The 18563-nt window shown below is 64.8% G+C and carries 14 protein-coding genes; 6 read left to right on the top strand and 8 right to left on the bottom strand.

Annotated elements, in window-relative coordinates; genetic code table 11:
- Positions 1 to 95 precede the first annotated feature (95 nt).
- The 3 genes from AC6I65_RS06105 to AC6I65_RS06095 all read left to right on the top strand — a co-directional run bounded on the left by AC6I65_RS06105 (position 96) and on the right by AC6I65_RS06095 (position 4314).
- Positions 96 to 863, top strand: a complete 768-nt coding sequence (locus AC6I65_RS06105) for a Nif3-like dinuclear metal center hexameric protein (RefSeq protein WP_497901052.1) — start codon at positions 96 to 98, stop codon at positions 861 to 863.
- 459 nt (positions 864 to 1322) lie between these two features.
- On the top strand, positions 1323 to 3011 hold the full coding sequence (locus tag AC6I65_RS06100) for a hypothetical protein (protein WP_497901051.1): 1689 nt from the start codon (positions 1323 to 1325) through the stop codon (positions 3009 to 3011).
- A gap of 211 nt (positions 3012 to 3222) precedes the next feature.
- Positions 3223 to 4314, top strand: a complete 1092-nt coding sequence (locus tag AC6I65_RS06095; RefSeq protein WP_497901050.1) for a deoxyhypusine synthase — start codon at positions 3223 to 3225, stop codon at positions 4312 to 4314.
- 113 nt (positions 4315 to 4427) lie between these two features.
- On the opposite strand, the gene AC6I65_RS06090 is transcribed toward AC6I65_RS06095, so the two are convergent.
- Both AC6I65_RS06090 and AC6I65_RS06085 read right to left on the bottom strand, forming a co-directional pair.
- Positions 4428 to 4637 (bottom strand): DUF7563 family protein, encoded by a 210-nt coding sequence (locus tag AC6I65_RS06090; RefSeq protein ID WP_253434122.1) that lies wholly within the window; start codon positions 4635 to 4637, stop codon positions 4428 to 4430.
- A 470-nt stretch (positions 4638 to 5107) separates the two neighbouring features.
- Entirely contained in the window at positions 5108 to 6424 is a 1317-nt protein-coding gene (locus AC6I65_RS06085; RefSeq protein ID WP_497901049.1) for an RNA-guided endonuclease InsQ/TnpB family protein, read from the bottom strand.
- A 203-nt stretch (positions 6425 to 6627) separates the two neighbouring features.
- Between AC6I65_RS06085 and glmU the strand changes: the two genes are divergently transcribed.
- Together glmU and AC6I65_RS06075 are read left to right on the top strand one after the other, a co-directional pair.
- On the top strand, positions 6628 to 7809 hold the full coding sequence (gene glmU / locus AC6I65_RS06080; protein ID WP_497901048.1) for a bifunctional sugar-1-phosphate nucleotidylyltransferase/acetyltransferase: 1182 nt from the start codon (positions 6628 to 6630) through the stop codon (positions 7807 to 7809).
- Between the two features lie 200 nt (positions 7810 to 8009).
- On the top strand, positions 8010 to 8261 hold the full coding sequence (locus AC6I65_RS06075; RefSeq protein ID WP_254160516.1) for a translation initiation factor eIF-1A: 252 nt from the start codon (positions 8010 to 8012) through the stop codon (positions 8259 to 8261).
- Between the two features lie 253 nt (positions 8262 to 8514).
- Here the strand turns inward: AC6I65_RS06075 and glmS are convergent, their stop codons facing one another.
- The 6 genes from glmS to AC6I65_RS06045 form a co-directional block, all read right to left on the bottom strand.
- Positions 8515 to 10329, bottom strand: coding sequence for a glutamine--fructose-6-phosphate transaminase (isomerizing) (glmS, locus tag AC6I65_RS06070; RefSeq protein ID WP_497901047.1), 1815 nt, complete (start codon positions 10327 to 10329; stop codon positions 8515 to 8517).
- Positions 10330 to 10756: 427 nt separating this feature from the next.
- Complete coding sequence (locus tag AC6I65_RS06065) at positions 10757 to 11446, bottom strand: helix-turn-helix domain-containing protein (protein WP_497901046.1); 690 nt, start codon at positions 11444 to 11446, stop codon at positions 10757 to 10759.
- Positions 11447 to 11689: 243 nt separating this feature from the next.
- Positions 11690 to 15025, bottom strand: a complete 3336-nt coding sequence (locus AC6I65_RS06060; protein WP_497903133.1) for a bacterio-opsin activator domain-containing protein — start codon at positions 15023 to 15025, stop codon at positions 11690 to 11692.
- A 154-nt stretch (positions 15026 to 15179) separates the two neighbouring features.
- The gene (locus tag AC6I65_RS06055) at positions 15180 to 15854 is read right to left on the bottom strand and encodes a cytochrome c biogenesis CcdA family protein (RefSeq protein ID WP_497903132.1); all 675 of its coding nucleotides are present in this window, start codon (positions 15852 to 15854) and stop codon (positions 15180 to 15182) included.
- A gap of 3 nt (positions 15855 to 15857) precedes the next feature.
- Positions 15858 to 16415, bottom strand: a complete 558-nt coding sequence (locus tag AC6I65_RS06050) for a TlpA family protein disulfide reductase (RefSeq protein ID WP_497903131.1) — start codon at positions 16413 to 16415, stop codon at positions 15858 to 15860.
- 1 nt (position 16416) lies between these two features.
- Positions 16417 to 17274 (bottom strand): SCO family protein, encoded by an 858-nt coding sequence (locus tag AC6I65_RS06045; protein WP_497903130.1) that lies wholly within the window; start codon positions 17272 to 17274, stop codon positions 16417 to 16419.
- Between the two features lie 92 nt (positions 17275 to 17366).
- On the opposite strand from AC6I65_RS06045, the gene AC6I65_RS06040 reads away from it, so the two are divergent.
- Positions 17367 to 18509 carry a DUF7350 domain-containing protein gene (locus tag AC6I65_RS06040; RefSeq protein ID WP_497903129.1) on the top strand — a complete coding sequence of 381 codons (1143 nt, stop codon included), beginning with the start codon at positions 17367 to 17369 and terminating at the stop codon, positions 18507 to 18509.
- Positions 18510 to 18563: the final 54 nt, after the last annotated feature.

The raw sequence follows: 18563 nt of genomic DNA, 5'->3' as shown, positions 1-18563 counted from the left end.
TCACGTTCCTCCCGCTATCCCGAGATGCGTCGAGCGTTGATCGACGTCGAGTCCGAACCGTCCGACTCAACACCCCTCCCGACGAACCCTCGAGCATGGACCTCACCACGCTCGTCGACCGCTTCGACGCGGAACTCAGAACCGCGGACTTCGCCGACCTGGACGCCAGCGCGAACGGCCTCCAGGTCGGCCCCGACGAAAAGATGGTCGAGCACGCGGCGTTCGCCGTCGACGCCGCTCGAGAGACGATCGACGCCGCCGCGGACGCAGGCGCGGACGTACTCGTCACCCATCACGGTCTCTCCTGGGGCGGGTTCGAGCGCGTCACCGGACGGACCTACGACCGCCTCGAGCCCCTGATCGAACACGACCTGGCGCTCTACGTCTCCCACCTCCCGCTGGATGGCCACCAGGAACTGGGCAACGCCGCCGGAGTGGCCGACGTGCTCGACCTCGAGGAGCGCCGACCGTTCGGCGCGTACGGGCCGGAGTACATCGGCCAGCGAGGGCGCACGGCCGAGTCGTACGCACCCGAGGAACTCCAGGAGACGCTCGAGTCCACGCTCGACACTGGCGGCCAGCCGGTCCAACTCCTCGATTCCGGTCCCGACGAGATCGAGAACGTCGCCATCGTCACCGGATCCGGCGTCGACTGGCTCGAGGAGGCCGTCGACGCCGGCGCAGACGCACTCGTCACCGGCGAGGGCAAACAGCAGGTCTACCACGAGGCGAAGGAGGCGGGAGTGCACGTCGTCCTGGCGGGCCACTACGCCACCGAGACGTTCGGCGTCCGGTCGTTGCAGGGGATGGTCGAGGAGTGGGGCCTCGAGACGACGTTCCTGGAGGCGCCGACGGGGCTGTGAGCAGGTGATCCGGCGACGAGCCGCGCCCGCGTCGACCAATTAGCTCGCCAACCATTGCATCGAATTTCGGTTCGTTCCGCCGTCGCTACCCTGGGGCGCGCGAACACATCGAGGAGAGGCAACGACTCCACATGGGCCGTTCTCGAGCCCGCTAATCGCCTCCTACTCCCTCAAACGGCGGTCCGTTTCCGGCGAAGGGGGTCTCTACTCGGGGAACGAATCGACGGGTCGGCTGGCCGGATACGTGTCCTGTCACTCGTCTAATCAGTGATGGAATCGAGTTTGGGACCTGTTACTCGAGCGATTCTCACACCCTCGTTCGTTCAGCGACGGTGGCATTCTCGCGTGCGAGACGATTCGCGCCGAAGGATGCTCGTGAAAACCGGTAGTTCATCGATTACAAACTGTCCATCTCGTGGAGGTGTACTCACTCTGGGGGCGATCCCCCGGGAGACTACGATGACAGACGAACGATCCATCACGAGACGAGACAGCCTCAAACGAATCGCCGCCTCCGGCGCGCTCCTCGGTGGCACCGGCTTCGCTACCGGGACCGTGAGCGCAGGCGAGGGGATGGCCGACAACATCAGGCTCGTGGCCAGCTGCTACGAGGAAGACCGATCGAAGTTCCGCGTCGACAACCACAACAAGAAGACGGTGAAAGTCACCTGGGACGTCTACGGAACCGACCAGTCCGGCTCGCTCAAAGTGTCCGGCAAGGACTCGGCGTACTTCTGGGTCAACGCCGACCACGGTGACGCCACGGTCAGGCTCTTCTACGACGGCGAACAGATCGACGTCAAGCACGCCAACGACCAGAAGGTGTGTGCGCCCGAAGACCCCAAAGAAGCGATCGACCTCGAGGCCGCGTGTTACATCGATGAACGCGTCTACAACGGCGAGAACGACGTCACGGTCGACCCCGACGGGACCTGCGACGAGGCGACGTACTGCTTCACGCTCACGGTCGGTGACGACGCCGACGGGAACTCGCTGAACGAGATCGAGGCCGACTTCTGTGGAAGCGGCATCGACGTCTCGAACGTCGACGACGATGACGTATCGGTCGAGCTGAATGGTGACGACGTGACCGACGACCTGGACGAGGTCGACGATGACGACGATGGCCAGACGCTCACGCTCACCTTCGGCGGTGATTACGACCTCGAGGAGGGCGACGAGATCCGGGTCTGCCTCGACGACGTCAAGAACCCGGCCGAGGCGGGCGTTTACACCGCGCGGTTCACGCTGAACGACGAGGAGTCGTCGGTGAGCGCGTTCACGATCGGAGACGTCGACGACGGCTCGAAAGGGAAGAAAAAGAAGAAGGGCGACCACTTCCCCGGGATGGCGAAGTTCTGCGTCCACAACCAGTTCTACGAGGACGTCAAGGTCGTCTGGCGCAGTACCTACATGCACCAGGCGGGACTCCTGGAAGTGCCCGCACGCGGCACGCGATGCTTCTGGGCCGACCTCGACAAGAAGGGGAAGGCACACGTCAAACTACTCTACGACGACGAGCAGGTCGACGAGGCCGACGCCAACACCGACGAACGCTGCACGCCGAACCCGCACAAGATCCGGTTCCGGGCGGTCTGCCACGAGAACGGCCGCGCACGCTTCCGCGTGTTCAACTACAACCAGCAGACGGTGCCCGTGTCCTGGTCGGTCGACGACGATGACGATGACGATGACGACGACTGCGACTACGACGGCTCCGGTTACGTCCCCGCGATGGACTCGCTGGACGTCTGGGTCGACGTCGACGACGATGACGACGACGTGACCCTCTCGTACCTCGGCGAGGAACTCGACACCGACGAGGTCGCCGAGAAGGTCTGTGGCCCCGAGAACCCCAAAGAGGCCATCGACCTCGACGGGCTCTGTTACCAGCCCGGAAAGGGCAAGAAGCCGGGGAAGGCCAGGTTCGCCATCCACAACTGCTACGACTACAAGGTCCGGGTGACCTGGAAGAGCGCCTACACTAAAGAGGCCGACACGATCAAACTCGACGTCGGCGAGACCCACTACTTCTGGGTCGACCTCGACAAGAAAGGGAAGGCGATGGTCAACCTCTACTTCAACAACAAGAAGATCGACGAGGCCGACGCCGACACCGACACGCTGTGTGAGGAGTACGACGACTGACCTGACGCGAACGCCGACAGTTCCCCTGCACCTGTTATTTTTTCGCCGCCGATGCGACGCGTGAGCCACGAGCCTCGAGCCGTAGGCTTTCAGTTCGGACTGAACCGCTCGAGACCAATTGGCAGAATCATCGAGAACGCCGGTGCGATTCGACGAACCTGTCGTGCCGGAAATCGCGGCGTTGAAACGACTGGCACCCTCACGCTCGAGTATGACTGGCGACGAGGCCCACGACCCCGATCACGATCACGGTCACGACAACGACGGTCACGATTCGGAACACGATGCCGATCATCACGAACCCGAGCGAGAGACGTTCGCCCACGACCCCGTCGGCCACGCCGAAGTCCGTTCCGGGATGTCCGTCGACGATCTCGCGACCCAGTACGGACGCGCGGGCGTCGGCGCGGCGAACCTCCACGAGGCGATCGACGTCACGAGCGCCATGTTCGACGACGACGTCACCGTCTTCTTCGGCCTCGCGGGCGCGATGGTGCCGACGGGGATGCGCAAGATCGTCTCCGATCTCGTTCGCGACGGGTACATCGACGTCCTGGTGACGACCGGGGCGAACCTCACTCACGACTCGATCGAGGCCATCGGCGGGAAACACCACCACGGCGCCGTCCACGCCGAGGGCAAGACCGAACGCGAACACGACGAATCGCTTCGCGAGGAGGGCGTCGACCGAATCTACAACGTCTACCTCCCCCAGGAACACTTCGCCGAGTTCGAGAACCACCTCCGGGAGGAGGTGTTCCCCGTCCTCGAGTCCGAGTGCGAAGACGAGGGGTCGGTCTCGATCGAACGGCTGACCCGCGAACTCGGACGGGCGAACGCGGACGTGAACGAACGAAACGGCATCGACGAGGATCCCGGTCTCGCGGCGGCGGCCTACGAGAACGACGTGCCGATCTACTGTCCCGCGGTCCAGGATTCGGTGCTGGGACTCCAGGCCTGGATGTATTCCCAGACGACCGCCTTCTCACTCGACGCACTGGGGGACATGACCGGCCTGACCGACCTGGCGTTCGAGGCGGACGAGGCCGGCGCGTTCGTCGTCGGCGGCGGGGTGCCGAAGAACTTCACGCTCCAGACGATGTTGGTCACTCCACGAGCCTACGACTACGCCGTCCAGTTGACGATGGACCCGCCCCAGACCGGCGGCCTCTCGGGGGCGACCCTCGACGAGGCCCGGTCGTGGGGGAAACTCGAGCCGGAGGCTCAAAATGTGTCGGTGTACGCCGACGCGACCATCACGCTGCCGCTGGTCGTGGCGGCGGCGCGCGATCGCGTCGAATAAAGCGCCTCGATGCCGGGTGACAGGCAATTCCCGGACGAGGCGATTTTGGTGTTCGAGCCGCGGAGCGTGGGGGCCGAGTGATCAGGTAGGGGTTTACGAACCACGACGGGCGGTCAGCGTCGATCTTCGGGGATGAAATCGGCCGTCTTCATCTCGCGGTAGGTCGAACAGTCCGGGCACGCGTGGACGTCGTCTCGATTGTCGCCGAACACGCGGGCGAACTGCCGGGTCACCCGGTTGCCACAGTTCAGGCACTCAGGTGTAGTCGTGGTCGCCGCCTCTCGAGACGCCATCGGGGTCCACTGCGTTGGTTCAGTCGACATCAACAGCCTCTTTCGACGTTAGGGTATTTACTATAGGTCGCCTAACGAATGAAATCGGCTGCAAGCGTTTCAAATCGCCGTGCAAGTCTCGAATGGGACAGTGTCCCGAAATCCGGACAATCAGCCGACGGTAAGCGTGTAATGGATCGTTATTTGCACGTAATACGAAATTAGTCGCGGGATAGACGGTCGCCAGTCGGCCGAGTGGTCCCTGCCGTTTTCGAGGGGAACGAACGCGAACGAACCCGATACGGTCAGTTGCAACACTCGGGAAGACGAATGCGAATCGTTCACCCGACCGTGCTCGCTCGGGTAGTGGCCCGATCTCAACGCCGAACCGGTGTGGTCGACGAAACGCCGTCGCGTCTCCCTCGCTGAACGACGTCCTCGAGAGTCGGTCACGTTCCCATCGGGTGATCGTTTGACATCCTCCCCGCCCTGAAGGGCGAGGATTCCCGAGCGTTGGGATATTATGGTTTGCAGTCTACCACTTGGTCACGCGGTAAGAATCCGCGTGTCAAGTCGTGAAGGTAGACTCCGGGCTGTGCCAACCAGCCGGTACTCCTATCCTCGTCCAAACTGGCCGAAGACTCGGAGTTACTTTGATTAATGTCGAGACGGATATTCTCCGCCCCGTTCACGTCGGCGTTGAACGCATCATCGTGTTCGTCGCACACGTACAGGCCGCGTTCAACGCGCTGACTATCGACTTTCCTACCGCATACGCAACACGTCTTGCTCGTGTCGCGTTCGGATACTTCTACGACCTCGATGCCCTCGACTTTCGCTTTGTAAGTGAGTATCTTCGTGAAGCGGTCGAACGCCCACCCGTGCAAGTCAAGGTTGCCGTGCCGACCCCAGCTTTTCGACTCACCGTTCTCGTCCTCTCGAATACCGTTGAGCTTACCGATGTTGATGCGCCCCACTCCTCTCTCAATACACCGTTCGACGATGTGTTTGGCGAGACTGTGGAAGAAGTGGGTGCGGCGCTCCGACCACTTCGCGTGCAGACGAGTAGCTTCTTTACCGCCCGAGTCGTCGCACTTGGCGATTTCTTTCGGGAAGTAGTACCCGTCTTGCTTCAAGCGGTTGCCGGGATAGAGGTCGGATTCCTCGGTGCTGTATGCGACGGCGGCGAAGTTGCAGATGCCGAGGTCGATGCCCGCCGTCTCGGTGCCGGGTGCGTCGGGTGTCTCCACTTCGTGTTTGCAGACAAGGTGGAGTTCCCACCGCTGTTTCGACTTGCTGTAGACGGCCCTGACTTGTTGCAGGTTTTCAACCGTGACCTCGGGACGAGTCTCGTACTCGACGAGGATGTAGTCCCAGTCTCGCGGGTGGTCTTTGTGGTTCGCGCCCTTCGAGAGGCGGACGCGATTGTGTTTCGAGTCGTGACGGATGCCTTTCTGCTTCCACGTCACGGTGGAACGCGGGTGTTCTTCGTGGACGCGGTTGCCGTTGTCGTCGTAGTAGTTTTTCTTGCGGTAGCCGGGCGGATTCGCACGAGAGTCGTTCTTGCGTTTGCCATACCACGAGTTGAAGGCTTCAGCGAGTTCCTCCAGAACGCGCTGACTGGACTGGCTGTGCAGTCCCTTGTATTTGGTGTGACCTTTCAACTCGCGCTTCAAGTCCGAATCGTCGGGAATCTCGCCAGTTTCCTCCCACACTTGCCGGGAGTGATGGTTCGCAACGTTCCACAGTTTCGATGCACTCCATGCGTGCAGGTCGAGCATCCGCTCCACTGGTGAGTGGTTGCGGATTTTCGCCCGATATGTGCGGTGGACGTACATTCGTGAAACGTCTCCATAACCAGTTATGGTGCCTTTTATTGTGAATGTTTGGGTTGGTACGTGGAATATCCAGCCGTGCAGTCATCGGTGGGTAGTGTCATCCAGTGACGGCGCGTATCCCCACCGTGAACGGCGAGGTTTTGCACCTTCTCATCCCATAACCCGTATAGTTATCCGTGAATTCGTATAACCCGTAGGTACTGATGAAAGCCGTGATTCTCGCTGCTGGGGAGGGGACCCGGATTCGTCCGCTCTCGGGCGAGTTGCCGAAACCGATGCTCCCGGTTGCCGACCGCCCGCTGCTCGGCCACACCGTCGACACCGCCATCGACGCCGGAGCCGACGAAATCGTTCTGGTAATCGGGTACGAGGCCGATGCGGTTCGCTCGCACTTCGGCACAGAGTACCGTTCGACACCGATCCGCTACGCCGTCCAGGAGTCCCAGGAGGGAACCGCCCACGCCGTCAACGCGGCGCGCGAGCACCTCGAGGGCCCCTTCGCCGTTCTCAACGGCGACAACCTCTACGATCAGGCGGCCATCGACGAACTCTTCACTCGCTGTCCTGCCGTCTGTGCGATCGAAGTCGAGGAACCGCAACACTACGGCGTGCTCAGCACCGACGACGAAAGCGTCACGGACATCGTCGAAAAGCCGGAGAACCCGCCCACCAACCTCGCCAACGCCGGGGCTTACGCCTTCCCCGCCGAGGCGAAAGCGTGGCTCGAGGTTCCCGAGAGCGAGCGCGGCGAGTACGAGATCACGGACGTGCTCGCGACGGTCATCGACGAGTTCGACGTCACGCCCGTGGTCGTCGACCGCTGGCTCGACGTGGGTCGCCCGTGGGAGTTGCTCGAGGCCAACGAGTGGAAACTCGGCGAACTCGATTCCCGAATCGACGGCGACGTGAGCGAGGACGCCACACTCGAGGGAACCGTCGTGGTCGAGGAGGGCGCAGAGGTCCGTGCCGGCGTCGTAATCGAAGGACCGGCGCTGATCCGGGAGGGGGCGACCGTGGGTCCGAACGCCTACGTTCGCGGCTCGACCCTCGTTGGCGAGGGCGCGAAAGTCGGCCACGCCGTCGAGGTGAAAAACAGCGTCCTCTCGGCGGGAGCGACCGTGGGCCACCTCTCGTACGTGGGCGACAGCGTCCTCGGGGAGAACGTGAACTTCGGCGCCGGGACGAACGTCGCGAACCTGCGCCACGACGGCGAGGACGTCCGGTTCACCGTAAAGGGTGAGCGCGTCTCGACCGGTCGCCGGAAGTTCGGCGTCGTCGCGGGCGACGAGGTCAAGACGGGCATCAACACCAGCCTGACGCCGGGATTGAAACTCTCTTCGGGGGCGACAAGTTATCCGGGAGAGACCGTCGACCGGGACCGATAGCCAGCAGGCGGCAGTCGACCAGGACCGATACTCACGGACAGTTCTCGACGCATCTCGAGTCCGACGCCAACCGACGGGTGCGTCTCTGTGTTTCCTCCCTCGAGTGTCTCGTTATATGATACCACGAGCCACCGATACGTTATACCGCTGGAGTTCGTAGTGATGGTGTGAGCGAAGAACACCAACGACGCAATTTGCGGATGCCCAACGACGACGAAGTGTTCGCCGTTGTCACCGAACACCTCGGCGGCAACCACGTCCGACTCCAGTGTGAGGACGGCAAGAGCCGTCTCGGCCGTATCCCCGGCCGCATGAAGTACCGGACCTGGATCAACGAGGACGACATCGTCGTCGCCGAACCCTGGGACTGGCAGGACGAGAAGGCGACGATCGAGTGGCGCTACACCGGCCAGGACGCCGACCAGCTGCGCCGCGAAGGGCACATCGACTGAGTGTTTTCGCTGACGGTACTCGCTGGCTCGCCTCGAGAGCGACGCATTCGGTGCTAATCGGCGCGTCACCCGAGACCAAGAGAGTCACTCGACCACCTGTAACGAGACCGCGTTCTGACTATTGATTGTATAGTATTGGGAATCGAACCGATGAAAACCGTCCGGCACCACGGCAGCGTCTCGATAGTCGGGATCACGTGACCGGAAACGGCGGCCTCGTCACCTCGAGGCGGTCACCCGAATTGATGCCCGATTATTCGACCGTGACGCTCTTCGCCAGATTCCGGGGCTTGTCGATCGGTCGTCCCAGCGCGTTCGCCGCGTGGTAGGACACCAGCTGGAGCTGGACGTTCGCGAGCAGGCCCGCCAGGTCCGGATCGACGTCCGGAATCTCGAGGTGGGCGTCCGCGATGTTCAACGCACGATGGCCCTCGGGACACACCGCGATCACCGGTGCGCCCCGCGTCTGGGCTTCCTCGGCGTTGTTCAGTACTTTCTCGTCCTCCTCGCCGGTGAAGATCGCGAACACCGGCGTTTCGGGGGTGACGAGCGCCAGCGGGCCGTGTTTCAGTTCGCCCGAAGCGAACCCCTCGGCGTGCTCGTAGGTAATCTCCTTGAACTTCAGCGCGCCCTCGAGCGCGACCGGGAATCCGAGGCCGCGACCGATGAAGAAGAACGACTGGCTGTCGAGGTACTGCTCGGCGAGGTCCCTCGAATCGTCGTCCTCGAGGACCGACTCGATCGTCTCCGGGAGCGCCGAGATGTCCTCGAGCAGCGACTCCAGGTTCGCTCGCTGCTCGCCGACGACGTCGCCGGTCACCCGCTGGGCGAGCAACAGGAGCATGACGGCCTGCGAGGAGAACGTCTTCGTCGCGGCGACGCCGATTTCGGGGCCGGCGCGGATGAGCAGGGTGTCGTCGGCCAGTCGCGCGGCCGTCGAGCCGACCACGTTCGTCACCGTCAGCAGTCGGGCGCCGTCGGCCGCCGCCTGGCGCATCGCCGAGAGGGTGTCTGCGGTCTCACCGCTCTGAGTGACGGCGATCACGAGCGTGTCCTCGTCCACGGGAGGAGCACTTACCCCGTACTCGTTGGCGAGGTGGGCGCTCGTCTGGACGCCGGCGCAGTTCATCGCGATCGATCCGTAGAGGGCGGCGTGATAGGACGTACCGCAGGCGACGAACTGCACGCGCTCGATTCCCTCGAACGTTCCCGGGGGGAACGACTCGAGGGCGACGTCGCCGGCCTCGTGATCGATCCGGCCCTCGATGGCCTGGCTGAGCGAGGTGCCCTGCTCGTAAATTTCCTTGAGCATGAAGTGGTCGTACTCGCCCTTGCCGGCCTGTTCGGGGTCCCAGTTCACCGTCTCGGCCTCACGTTCGATGGCGTTGCCCTCGAGGTCCGTGAACTCGATGCCGTCGGGACGGACGACGATCACGTCGCCGTCTTCGAGGTAGACGACGCTGTCGGTGTACTCGAGGAACGCGGGGACGTCGCTGGCGAGGAAGTAGCCCTCCTCGTCGAGGCCGACGACCAGCGGCGAGCCCTGTCGAGCGGCATAGATGACGTGATCGTCGGCGACCATCGCGGCCACCGCGTAGCTGCCCTCGAGGTCGTCGATGGCCTGTCGGAACGCCGCCTCGGCGGAGGCGCCCTCGTCGAAGTACGACTGGATGAGGTGCGGGATGACCTCGGTGTCGGTGTCGCTGGTGAACTCGTGGCCCGCGGCTACGAGGTCGGCTTTCAGTTCGGCGTAGTTCTCGATGATACCGTTGTGGACGACGGCGACGTCCTGGGTCGAATCGGTGTGAGGATGGGCGTTTTCGTCAGTCGGCGGCCCGTGGGTGGACCAGCGGGTGTGGCCGATGCCGACCTCGCCGTGGAGATTGTCGCTGTCGATCGTGCGCTTCAGATCGTCGACCTTCCCGGAGCGCTTCTGGACTTTGATTCCGGAGCCGTTCTGGACGGCGACGCCCGCGGAGTCGTAGCCGCGATACTCGAGGTTCTCGAGCCCGGTCAGCAGGGTATCGATCGCCTGGTCGGTGCCCACGCGTCCGATGATGCCACACATCAGTGGCTCACCTCGTTGATCGCGACGTCGACCGCGGGAGTCTGCCGGGTGCGAGGGAGAGATGCGAAGCGGTTTCGGGGGGAGCCGCCACGGGTCGCTCGGACCGTCAAACGATGCACTGTCATAGCACTACAGAGCGGCGCTCGACCCATTACTATAGATCCACTAACGCAGTCGATAGTCACCACGTACTCTCTCCACCGGCTGATACGTCGCGAACCGGCCTCGAGCCCGTCGAAATTGCCGTCTTTCGACGCAGATGGAATTATTTCACGAGATGGGAGAGAATTCCGCCCGCGCAGACGGTCCTTTCCATCGGTATGTTCACCCATCGCGTTTCCGGAAACAGTTTTGAACTGATTACACGATCGAAAACAGCGTCTATAACACAGTCTATAATCGTGACTCGAGCGGCTCGGATCGAGCCCTAGAGCGACGACTCACACAGCTCGGTCACCGCCCGGCGGAGCCGCTGGGAGACGGCGGATTTCGAGATCCCCAGCGTCTCGGCGAGTTCGTCCTGTGAGATGCCACGAGGAACGTCGAAGTACCCCTCCTCGTAGGCGACGCTCAGAAGTTCTTCCTGTTTCTCGGTTAGTCCAATCGCGGTCGTCTCGTTCGCTTCCGCCAGGCGCAAGTGGTTGACGTGAAACGAGATTCCTCGTCGGCGACACGACTGGTTGAACGCCAGTAAGCTATCGCGGTCGGGAAAGCGCGTTCGAAGCACCCAGCCGGTCTGTCCGCTCGAGAGGTCGAGGACGCGGCCGCCGGCTTCGACGACCTGGCTCGTGAATCGAACGGCGCGGTCGGTAACCGTGGCTCGATACACCCGTTTTCGCGGGTATCGTTCTACTAGCGTCGGATTCGAGACCGTGGTATCGCGCGCGAGCGCAGATTCGAGCTCGTCGAAAGGAGCGGCCTCGGCGACGAAGAAGATCACCGTAGTGCCGTCCTCGAGTTCGCTCGAGTACTCGAGGTCGACGCGACCGCTGGAGAGTCGTTGAAGCGTCGGTCGAAGAATCAACGCGTCGTGATCGAGTTCGAGTTCGGCGACAATTCCGCCGTCGGCCTGAGATCGAAGCGGAACCGAATCGGCGTCGAGGGGGTTAGTGCTCATCGACGGACCACCCCGCACGGAACGAGAGTCGGGTAATCGCCGCTTATCGCAGACAAGTACATCAAGCGTGCATTTCGCCCCGAGTCACTTGGTGGTAGACGCTAAATGGCGAAACGGACGGTTAACGAGGCGCTAAACTGATTCATTCATCGACTTCAGTGATAGTCACGACGTGGTGAGTAATTCGGAATTTCCGGCCGCGACGTGCGTTCCAGCGACGAGATGAGGGTCCGGAACGGCGAGTCAGTCCGGTGGTCGCTCGAGCCACCCCGCCTCGAACAGAAGTTCGTACACTTTTCGTTCGGCGATGCGCAAGTGTCGCGTGAACGTCGGCTGAGAGACGTCGAGCAGATCGGCGACCTCGCCGCCGGTGTGCTCGCGCGGGGACTCGAAGTAACCCGAGTAGTAAGCGAGCCTGAGCGTCTCGAGCTGGCGCTCGGTCAACTGATTGCTGACGCGGTCCTCGAACGAACTCGCCGGACGGTCCCCGGACGAGACGACGCGTTTCGAACGGAGTTCGACGCCCGATTCCCAGCGTTCGAGTCGGTCGACGAACGACCGGATGCTGGTTCCGGGTGCGAGGTCCACGACGAACGCCGGTCGCCGCTCGCGCCCGTCTATCGTTCGGAGGTCTCCCCCGTGTGCGCCTACCAGTCCGGCGAGCGTCTCGCCAGCGAGTCGAACCTCGACGTGGAGACGGGCGCCTCGTTCGCTCGAAACGTCGAGTGCCTCGAGGCCCTCGATCCCGTCAGCATTCGAGCGAACGGCCGACGCCTCGAGGTCGTCGTTTGCAATCGAGCACACGACTGACGTCCCGCTCACCCCCTCCGAGAGCGCCAGCAGGTCGATCCGGCACCGACAGCGTGTGGCGAGGGCGACGAGGGGGTCACCACTACCACCACCCTCATCCGAGGAGAGCCCTTCTGCCGGCTCCTCCGGCGCAGTTCGAAGACGGTCCGCCCCGTCGTCGACCGACGGAAGCGCGAACGTGAGTTCGAGTCGGTCCTCGGCGCTCAGGAACCGTCGGTACTCGCCGACGGCGAAGGCGAGCGAGAGGTGCGTTCGGAGGGTCTCGAGTCGCTCGAGCAAGTCGGACGTCACGGCGGCTGCCGGGACGGAGAGCGCCAGCACGCCGTATCGCCGGTCGTCGAACGACAATGGAAGGAAGACGACGTCCCCGACTTGGTCGTCGGGGCGGTCGAATCGGCCACGACGGTCGGTTCGTCCCACCGTCCCCGGCGTGTTCCGGTCGGCGGCGGGGACGTGGCTCACCGATCCAGACTCGATTGCCGCCGAAAGCGAGTCGCCGTCTTCCGCGAAGCCGTCGCTTCCGATCGGCGAACTCGCGGTCAACGACCCAGCGCTCGCTTGCTCGGTGACGGTCTCGGCGGCCGGATCGACGTCACCGAACCAGGCGCCGTCGATCCACTCGAGCGCCGCCAGGTCGGTACAGAGTATCGACTCAGTGGCCCGACGGTCCGAGGTATCGGCCAGCGTGGACTCGAGCCCCTGCACGACCGCCTCGAGCTCGCCCAGTCGGTCGCGGTCCGCTTCGAGGCGGTCGACCGTCTCCTCCAGCGCCTCGAGCGCGCGCCGGCGATCCATCGCCTCGAGTTCGGTCGCGGCCAGAGCCGTCACCCAGCCGGTCGCCTCGACGTCCATCGAATCGAGCGTTCGCAGGCCGAGTCCCGTCACGACGACGACTCCGCGGTCGCCGACCGGGGCGACGAACACCTGATCGGTCGCCACCGCACCCGTTGCCAGCAGCGGGTCGAACGCCCCGGACTCGAGACGGCCGAGCGACGGTCCCGACAGCTGCCGCGGGTCCAGCGCCGGGACGTCCGCACAGTCGAGGGTCGGGAAGTGTATCGCCGGATCGGCGTCGGTCGGCGCGACGGCCGCCGGATAGAGTCGTTCACCATCGAGCAGGTAACAGCAGGCGACCGACGACGGGGTGAGCGCGAGGATGCCGTCGGCGAGGTGCTGGCTCACTACCGACGGCGACCTCGCCGACCGGATCGTGCGACTCGCCTGGAAGAGAGCGGAGACTATGGCGACGTCCGCCGACGGCGGCCGGTCGCCGAGCATGCAGAGCGCCGCCCGGTCTCGAGACAGCGATACGACGGTCGACGAGACGGTTCGGTCGCCGTCTCCCGTTCGGACGGTCGCCTCGAAGGTGTCCGCGCGCCGTACCGTCGAGTCGCCCGCTCGATGTCGGATTCTGTCCATCGTTCGCTCGTCAACCAGCGAGTCGAGCGCGCCGGCGAGCACGTCCGTCGCACCCAGCAGCTCCCGTGCGACCGGGTTCGCCTCGAGCGTTCGCTCCGTCTCCCGGTCGAAGACGACGACGCCGATTCGGAGCGCCGCCGTCACCGCCTCGAGCGCCCGTGCCGTCTCGACGGCCGGACCCGCCTCGTCCTTCGGTGACGCCTCGTCGCGATCGGTCGACGCACCCACGGCGATGGCCAGCATGCCCGAGTCCGTGGGCGCGGCCACCCACTCGAGCGTCGAGCCTTCCTCGTCCGGCGACCCCTCCCCGTCGAAGGAGAGCGACGTCCGAAACCGAACCGACGACCCACTCTCTCGAGCCTCCCGAAGACGGGCGAGAATCGCCTCGTGACGGTCCGCCGGCAGCGCCTCCTGGATCGGGGTCCGGGCCGTGGGACCGTCGACGAAGAGGACGCTGGCTTCGTCGGACGCCGCGACGATCCGCCACGCCTCGTCGACGGCGAACGCCGGGCGCTCGAGCGCGCCGACCCAGGCTTCGACGTCGCTCGAGTCGGGTTCTGGCGTGGGGCCGACGGTCAGAACGAGGCCGTCGTCGGGTACCGGGTCGGCGCCTCTCACCGTCGCGACGTGCGTTCGCCACGTGCCATCGACATGGCGAAGCTGAACGATTCGCGGCCCAGTCGGGGCGCCCCCCGCCTCGACTCCCCCCTCGTCCGCCGTCTCGTCCCCCGCCTCGTCCGCCGACGAGGTTCGTGCCACCTCGAGCGCGCGCCGGATCGATTGTCGGTCGTCGTCGTGGACGACATCCGCGACGGGTCGGCCGACGAGTTCGCCCGGCGTGTACCCCATCACGGCCTCGACGGAGGGGAGGGCCGACTCCACGGTATCCGTCGAGTCGACGACGAGAGCCGTCCCGGGTCCGTTCTCGAGGGCGGCCCGTTCGAGTGCCGTCCAGGTCTGGTCGACGGCGGGCGGTGACGACGCTTTGAGTATTGTTTCCACGCGTGCGCGAACCTCCGCTCGCGAAGCGTCCGGATCGAGCACGTCCGTCGCCCCGGCCTCGAGCGCTGCCTCGGCGTCAGCGCCAGCGGCGACCGCCAGGAACGGGCAGTCGGCGCGCTCGCGAACGCGTTCCAGATCGGCCGGTGGGAGGTCGAACGGGTACACCAGACAGCCCGCCTGCGCCATCTCGAGGTACTCGAGGGCCGTCCCGAGGTCGGTCACCCGATGAACGGCCTCCACGCCGAGGGCGTCCTCGAGCGTTCGCGCCGTCTCGCCGACGCTATCGGCCGGGTCGATCACGAGGACTGGCGGCGTACCGCGAGACTCGAGGCCGGCGCGCTCGCTCACCGGAGTCACCTCCGACGCGGTGGCGTCTGCGAGTCGTCTGGCCGCCCGGTCTCGTCAGTCACTGTCGAACACGACCGTCCTGAGACGATTAAGTAGCCCCACCGTATCGACCGGTAGCGAGCGATTGCGTTCACGGCGACGGTTCCGAAACCGCTCACAGCACCTCGAGGATCACGATCGCGAGGTAGAGTTGCCCGAGTCCGGCGACGATCATGACGGCGCCAGCGAGGCGTTCGATCGTTCCCGTGTGCGCTGCGATCCACCCCGCCCCGGCGACGAGTCCCATCCCCGTCGCGACGGTGAGCGAGATCATGAGTCCGGTGACGCTCCCCACGTACGCGATGAGGACGAGCGCGCCAGCGCCCGCCGGTAACGAGAGCGCGCTGGTCAGGACGCCGAGGAACAGCGGCGCGACGCAGCCGGCCGCCGCGAGCGCGTACCCGGCGCCGAAGACGCCGAACCCGAGGACGCTCGAGCGCCGTTTCGGGAGCGCGAAAGACAGCGAGGGGGCTCGTCCGGCGACGACCAGAAGTCCGAACACGATCAACAACGCGCCGACGATCGGTTCGAACAGGGTAATGTTCGAGAGCGTCTCGTGGCCGACCACGAACGTCGCCCCGAGGAGGACGAGAAACGTGGCAATGACGCCAGCACCGGCGACGACACCGCGAGCGAGCGAACCCCCGAGCGTTGGCTCTGCGTCCTCGGTTCGGCTCGCGTAGTAGCCGACGTACCCCGGGAGCAACGGGTACGCACACGGGGAGAAGAACGTCGCGATACCGGCTCCGACTGCGAACGCGACCGTCGACACGAAGGCGAGATCGACCATCGATCAGAGCGCGCGTTCGATGCCAGCGATCAGTTCGTCGACCGACTTGATGCCGTCCTCGGACCACTGCACGAAGCCGTACTCGTCGACGGCGACTGCGTACGGGTAGCCCTGGAGTCCGTAGCGCTCGGCGAGTTCGACGGTGCGATCGACGCCGACCGTCCAGTTGCCGTCGTGTTCGGCCCACCAGTCGGCGAGTTCCGCCTCCGTGATCGAGGCCCCGGTCGACGACCCGACGTTCTCGTTGGTCACCGAGACGAACAGTACCTCGTCGCCCAGCTGTTCGTGGGCCTCGACGAGGGCAGGCATCTGCTTGATGCAGGGCGCACACCACGTTCCAAAGAAGTCGATGAACGTCGGCTGCTCGAGCGACGGGAGGGCGATGGTCCCGGCCTCGCTCCCCTGGGTGTCGACCGTCTCGATCTCGAGTTGGTCGGCCTCGTCGCCGAAGCGACGCCGGATGCGAGACTGCAGGCTCGAGACGTCGGTCGTGGCGACCACGCCGCCCGTAGCGAGGACGCCGAGACTGCCGAGCCCTGCGAGGAGGTCGCGCCTGCGCATGTTACTGTCCAACGACCGTGCGTACGTCCTCGAGGACCTTCGAGGTGTCGACCGAGGCGCCGTTCCGGTACGCGCGCTCGACGACGCCGTGTTCGTTGACGAGGAAAGTCAGGGCGATGTGGGTGAACGTGTACTCGCCGTGGTCGTGGCCGCTGGTATCATTGCCGCCATCCTCGCTGTCGTTTTCGGCTTCGGTTTCGTTTCCGTGGTCGTTCCCGTGATTCTCGTCGCCTCCGCTTTCGCCTTCGTCGCTGGCGTCACCGTCACCGTCACTACCCTCCTCGGCGTCGTCCACCCGCTCGATCTTCATCCCGAACGTCTCGTCGATCGTCGTCTTCGCCGTCTCGTTGTCCTCGGGCCGAAGGAAGTGCCAGTTGCCGACCTCGAGATCGACCCCCTGCTGACCGGCGTACTCCTCGAGCACTTCGGGGGTGTCACGCTCGGGATCGAACGTGAGTGCCAGCAGGTCCAGATCGTCGACGTAGTCGCGTTCCATAGCGTCGGCCTGCGCCCGCCGTAGGCGCAACAGCAGGGCCGGGCAGACCCCGTCTGGACACGACGTGAAGAAGAACGTCAGCAGATAGGATTTTTCGCCCTCGAGGTCGCTCGAGGAGACGGTTTCGCCGGTTAGTGGGTCCGGGAAGGAAAACGACGGCATCTCCTGGCCGTAAATCGGGTAAACGGGGTCGCCCTGAGATTCGGCCGGCGCCTCGAGGACGGTCTGCCCGTCGCCCCAATACTCGTTCACGTCGTCGTCGGAATCCTCGCCACCCAGCACGCCTTCGACCGAGCCGAGACACCCCGCAACCCCGGCGAGACCCGCCGTCGAGAGACCGCCGAGATACGTCCGTCTGTCCATACTCGAATCCTGGCACCGGTCGATCAAAGGCTCGTTGGTTCGGCGATCGGCGAACCGACAGCGGTTTTGGCGCCTCGACCCTCGGTTCGAGTATGACCGCCTCTCGGCGAGACGCGCTCCGCTACGCCGCCATCGCCGGTTCGCTCGGACTCGCTGGCTGCCTCGAGCGCCTCGGCTTCGAGGAACAGTCGGCCTGGAACACCCCGCCGCTGCTCGAGGATCGTCCCGACGCCGTCTACGTGCCGGCCGGCGAGGAGGAGATGGCCACGTACGGTCAGGCGACGGCGGGCGACTACGCCGTCTCGCTCACCTACACCTTTCCCCACCGGTTCTGGCTCGTCTCCGGCGAGCGCGAGCGCGTCGACGTCCAGACAGAGGACACGCACCACCTGATGATGACCGTCTGGGACGACGCGACCGGCGTCGTCCTCCCCGCCGACCTGGGCCTCGAGATCGTCGACGCCGACGGCGACCTCGTCCACGGCGACGCCCCCTGGTCGATGCTCGCCCAGCGAATGGGATTTCACTACGGCGACAACGTCACCCTCCCCGAGGAGGGATCGTACACGGCCCGCATCCAGGTCGGCCCGATCACGACCCGCCGAACCGGCGACCTCGAGGGACGACTCGAGTCGCCCGAGACGGTCGAGATTCCGTTCGAGTACGCCCGCGCTGACGTGCGCGACCTCGAACTGATCTCGGTTCCCGAGGACGAACAGGGGACGCGGGGGGCACTCGGGGTGATGAGCCACGGGGGCGGAGGCGGGCACGAGGGCGAGCACGACGAAACCGGGTCGGGCAACGACGAACACGGAAACGGCGCCGCACCCGCGTTCACCGGACCCGCCGTCTCGGACCTCCCCGGAACCCGCTTCGGCACCGAACGGAGCGGCGACGCGGCCATTACGGCCATCGAGACCGACCTCGAGCGGCTGTCTGCCGACGCGGACGCAGACACGTACCTCGCCGTCTTCCCGCGCACGCCGTACAACGACGTGCCGCTCCCCTTCACGTCGCTGTCGGTCACCCTCGAGGCCGACGGCGAGACGCTGCTCGAGGAGCCGCTGGTCGAAACGCTCGATCACGAGTTCGGTCACCATTACGGGCTGGCGACCGACGACGTGACCGCGGCCGACCACGTGACCGTCTCGGTCGACACCGCGCCACAGGTCGCTCGACACGACGGGTACGAGACCGCGTTCTTCGACTTCGAGCCCGTTTCGTTCGATCGGTGAGGCACGCTTCCGAACGGTTTCAGCGAGTTAGATCCCGGCTAGGCGGCCGCTGAC

This window comes from Natronosalvus sp. KLKA75 (genome assembly GCF_059736265.1).
The sequence above is the reverse complement of the archived record's forward strand: the minus strand, read 5'-3'. Positions and strand labels throughout refer to the sequence as shown.